Below are 4,656 nucleotides of genomic sequence, written 5' to 3' on the forward strand. Positions count from 1 at the left end.
TCGCCAAGATCGACGCCGTTGTAGATCGTCAGGCATTTTTCCGCAGGCAACCAGCCTTCGCGCACCGACAATTGGCGTTCCTCGTGGTTGACGAAGACGACGCGGTCGCAGCATGTTCCGGCCCAGCGTTCCAAGCGGCTATAGATCCAGCGTGCGCCTGGAGGACTGAATTCATGGAAGGCGAATCCATGCACGTGATGAATGACGTGTGGGACGCCCGCTCGGCAGGCGGCGGCGCGGCCGAGGATGCCAGGCTTCGACGAGTGGGTATGGACGATTTGAAACTGCTGACGGCGAAACAACTGATAGAGCGCGCGGTAGGCTCGCCAATCTTTGACGGGGCGAATCGGACGGCCGAGTGCCGGCACGGCGTGCCAGTGGATGCTGTGTCGCTCGAGCTCGTCGGTCAGAGGCCCCTGCCCTTGGCAGGCAACGTGGATTTCGTAGCGCGCTCGATCGAGTCGCTTGAAAATCTCCAGCATGGCGCGCTGCACCCCGCTGAGGATCGGCAGCATTTGCACGTGACAGATTCGGATCATGTTTTTGATGCCGGTACTTTGATTTGTGAAACGCCCGCAATAAATTCGGGCAGGATCGTCCCGGCGAAACGGCAAAGCGGTCATGCGACTTGCCGCTGGCTCGAGAGTTTGATCGGACCGCGGCGGTAAATGGTTCCTCCAGCCACTTCACTCCACAGTGCGAAGTGTTGCGACACCATTCGATCGAAGGAAAAGTGCTCGACGATATGGCGGCGGCAGCGCTGCTGAATTTTTTGTTGCTCGCCGGGCGCTTGCTGGAGCAGCTCGAGGCAAGCTTGAGCCAGCGCGGCCGCGTTGCGCGGAGGAACCACCCGGCCGGTGTCGCCAACCAATAGCGCCGAATCTCCCACGTCGGTCACGGCGCAGGGAACGCCGCAGGCCATGGCCTCGCCAACGACATTCGGCAGCGCTTCGGTCAACGACGATGAGACCTGCACGTCAAGACTGGCGGTGAGACGCGGCATGTCGGTCCGGGAACCGAGCAAGTGGCATTGCCCGGCGATCTGTTCGTGCTGGAGCCAGTCGATCAGTTGACGGTTGTCCTTGGTCACGCCGGTGCCGCAGAGCAAGAAATGGACGGTAGGCAGGCGGCGATGGATCGAACCGGCGGCGCGGGCGAAATTCTCGTGGTCCTTATCGGAGTGGAAACGGCCGAAAAGACCGACGAGGGGAACGTCACCGGCAAGGCCCAACTCGCGCCGAACTTCGGCCCGCGCTGCCGGGTCGGGGCGATAGACTGAGCCGTCGAAGCCATTATGGATGACGCGTGAGCGCCGGGTGTCGTAACCGGCCTGGGCGTGGCTTTGTTGGGCGGCATGCCCGACGTAGACCGTCTGTGTGGGAATCGAGTGCGACAGCCAGGCGGCGCACCAGTTGACCCAGCGGGTCGACCGCTTGGCGAGGCGCGCTTGCAAAGTGCTGTGCCGGATGTTCCAAACGACCGGCATTCCGGCCATGCGGGCCGCCAGGCCGCCGACCAGATTTGCATGATAGAGCCAGGTCACCACGACCGCAGGTTGGCGGCGAGCCAAATGTTTGGCCAACTTGACGACGGCACCGGGCTGGGGAAAGCGTCGCGACATGCCGAGCGATTGAACGTCGACGCCGCGCTCGATCAGTCTCGCTTTGAGCGCTCCGCCGTCGAGCAGCGTAACGACTGATGTGTTGGTCGTGGCCGGATCGATTTGAGCAAGCAGCGCGCAGAGCACGCGTTCGGCACCGCCGACGTCGAGACTGCCAATCACATGGGTGACGCGGAGACGTTTCATAATCCGCTGGATCGTGTGCGGTTGAAGCCGACAGGGTTTGACATGAACTGCGCTGCTTGCCACCCGCGCTTCAGGTGATGGTTGCCAGGGGACGGCTCCGCGCTGCGGGCCGGATATTGGTCGCAAACTGACGAGTCGGCGCCGCTCGAACGGCGCGTGTCGGCATGAGCGACCATAAAAACTGAAACTGCAGCCAGGCAAAAATGAATGACAGTTGGAATCGCTGCCGCGACCCGCGCAGGTCTTCGACGATCGCGTAGAAACTCAGTACCACCATGAGATAGATGATGAACAGCCGGAACATGCGGCTGGTCTGCCAGAGCTGCCAGGCCCCATACGCCGACGGCAGGAGAAAAACCAGGTGGAACCCGGAAGCGACTCCCAGCACCCAAAAGTCCTCGCGGATCTGCTGCCAAGGGTATGGGGATATCAGGATAACGCAAAAGCCGTAGACGAAGTTCCGCGCCTCGATCCCATCGCCCGCGTCGCCGATGGTCGGCACGGCAAAGTAGGTGGCGGCGCAGATGATCGGTACGAGGAGATACTTACGAGGATCGCGCCACTGCCAAAGGGTCCAAATGACGGTGGAAACAAGAATCAAAACTGGCAGATAGAAGCGAATCCAATAGAACAATTGCAGAATCACCGCGAATCCTATCACCGACCACCAATCGCGCAGCAGACAGAAACGAACTACGCAGTACATGCCGGCCACGGTCAACATTTGGACCAGGCAGTCTTTCAAATTGACAAACGATCCCCAGGTGATGATGTCCCAGTGCAGCAGATAGAACATTTGCAGGCCGATCTGGTAGTTGCGGGAAAACCCCAGCAGCCGTGCGATCCGCGCGATGAGGGATCCTGTCACGAATGTCAGCAACACATTCAAGAAAATGGCCGCATAGTAATGCTCGCCGAACAAATACATCGCGACCGTATTCCACCAGTAATAAAGCACGTGATGGCCCAGCGCTGTGGTGGTTAGCGCATCGATGCCATCGGCCGTGGCGAGAAGACTGATCGGGTTGAAACCCCCGCGCATCAGCGTCGACGAGTCGTTGAAATAACCCAAGTCGTCACCCATGCACCAACTGCCGTCGAAATACACGGCAAAGAACAAGAAGGTGATGCCGACCCGGACCAGCGCAACGGGGATAGCCAAGAGAGGTGGCAAATCGCGCCAAGCGATCAAGATCGCCAGCATCGCCACGATGCCGGCCTCGAAAACCAGATCGTTCGTAAAGCCTTCTGCCACGGACAATACGCCTTCGCTAGCGCAATTTTCGATTGCGACACTTGAGCCGCTCAAGACTGGGAGATGCGAGCGGGCGGAGTGTATTGGCGGGCGCCGGCGGGGTCAATTCCAGTCGCCCTCGACCGCCATGCGGTCTGCGGCTGGGGAGCAAGCTAAGTGCTTTTGGCTACAGTGCCTCGGTTGACCTGCGGTCCCCAGACCGCGGTCCCAGCGGCGTAGGCTGCCTGGCATGGCACCGGACCGCCAGGGGGCGCGTCGAAACCGACCAGATCGGACTCGAGGTTGTGATCCAGCTCAAGGCAGGCGAAGAGCTGCGAAGAGGCTGGATCGGCACCGCATGGAAGGTGGCTCAGCCGCCCGTGAAGGATCAGAGCCGCGAACCTGGTGGCAGCCTGCGCAGGTCGCGGCGCTGTCCAGCGCCGAACCGCGACGATGCCAGCACCGCCGAGCAGGCACAACATGGGCATGATGGGGTGCCGCATGCGGGCTTCGACAACGCCAGCCGACACGGCAAACAAATATCCGCCAATTCCCAATAGGGCCACCATTTCCCAAGGCCGATGTTTAACGCTCGCCGCCCAGCCCAGCGTCGACAAAAAGTACGTGATGGCGACCGAAATCCCCAACCCCAGGCTGGTATAGAACAGCGCGGGCGTTTGATCGGCCATCCGACGAACCGTCGTCAGAATCCCCTCGTCCGCCGGAAGCTGCGGGCGGGGCACAGGCGTGCGCAGAGCGAGCTGCAAGAAACTCGTCCCGCCAGGATTCAAAGCGATCATCAGCGCGTTGCGGATTTGTACCTTGGCCCAGTCGGGGAAATATTGGCGGATGAATCGTTTACCCTCACGGCCCATAAAGGCGTATCGTTCGGTCCGGCTGGCACCACGCAGTTCGGGATGGACCTGGTCTAACATTGCTCCGTTGGTGCCGCCGAATTCGTCCTGCACCGACTCCAGCGTTCGGCCAGTCCGCTGCGCGACTGCCCAGGCGGCCTGGTGAAAATATAAGTTGAAATCGCCGGACGCTGAAAACCCGGCATATTGAGTGGCGCGGTAATTTCGCACCTGCCAGGCGGCAAGCGGGAGGACGCAAGCAACCGCGAAAACTCCACAATGGACGAGTCGGAGCCGCGGCGCCCCAAGCCAAAGGGCTCTGGCCAACAGGCCCAGGGTCACGACGGCTGGCAGGTAATAACTCACCGGCCGAACGTATGTGGCCGCCGCCAGCAACAGGCCGCAGATCGAGAGATCGAGCACGGAATTGCTGGAAAAATAGCGAAGCAAATAACGCAAGGAGAGCACGAAAGCGAACGTAAAAAGAGTCTCGCTGAGCAGCGCCGAAGTAAAGGTAATCGAGAGCGGTTCGATCGCCATCAGCAATCCGGCGCCCAGGGCCGCCACCGAGTCGCCGAAGAGCTCCAGGGCCATCCGATAGACGACCCAGATCGTGGCCACGCTCAAGATCAGTTGGATGCAGAAGGTGACGAGCTCGACTTCGTGGGTGGCGATGCCCGGCAGCAAGAGGAGCGAATAGCCGGGCGTACGGAACAACTCGGGCTGATTTTCGACGTAGAACTGTCCCTGATGCAGCAAAG

At 60.7% G+C, this 4,656-nt stretch carries 4 protein-coding genes; all 4 read right to left on the bottom strand.

All coding sequences use genetic code 11. The annotated features are described in order from the left end of the window. Positions 1 to 539 (bottom strand): glycosyltransferase (locus VGG64_10480; protein HEY1600019.1); only part of this gene is annotated, 539 nt, incomplete at its 3' end. An 80-nt stretch (positions 540 to 619) separates the two neighbouring features. After that, positions 620 to 1,807 carry a glycosyltransferase gene (locus VGG64_10485; protein HEY1600020.1) on the bottom strand — a complete coding sequence of 396 codons (1,188 nt, stop codon included), beginning with the start codon at positions 1,805 to 1,807 and terminating at the stop codon, positions 620 to 622. A gap of 70 nt (positions 1,808 to 1,877) precedes the next feature. Then, on the bottom strand, positions 1,878 to 3,062 hold the full coding sequence (locus VGG64_10490) for a hypothetical protein (GenBank protein ID HEY1600021.1): 1,185 nt from the start codon (positions 3,060 to 3,062) through the stop codon (positions 1,878 to 1,880). A 152-nt stretch (positions 3,063 to 3,214) separates the two neighbouring features. Beyond that, positions 3,215 to 4,656, bottom strand: a 1,442-nt coding sequence (locus VGG64_10495; protein HEY1600022.1) for a glycosyltransferase family 39 protein, incomplete at its 5' end; no start/stop codon positions are given.

The sequence above is a fragment of the Pirellulales bacterium genome (assembly GCA_036490175.1).
Taxonomy (GTDB): domain Bacteria; phylum Planctomycetota; class Planctomycetia; order Pirellulales; family JACPPG01; genus JACPPG01.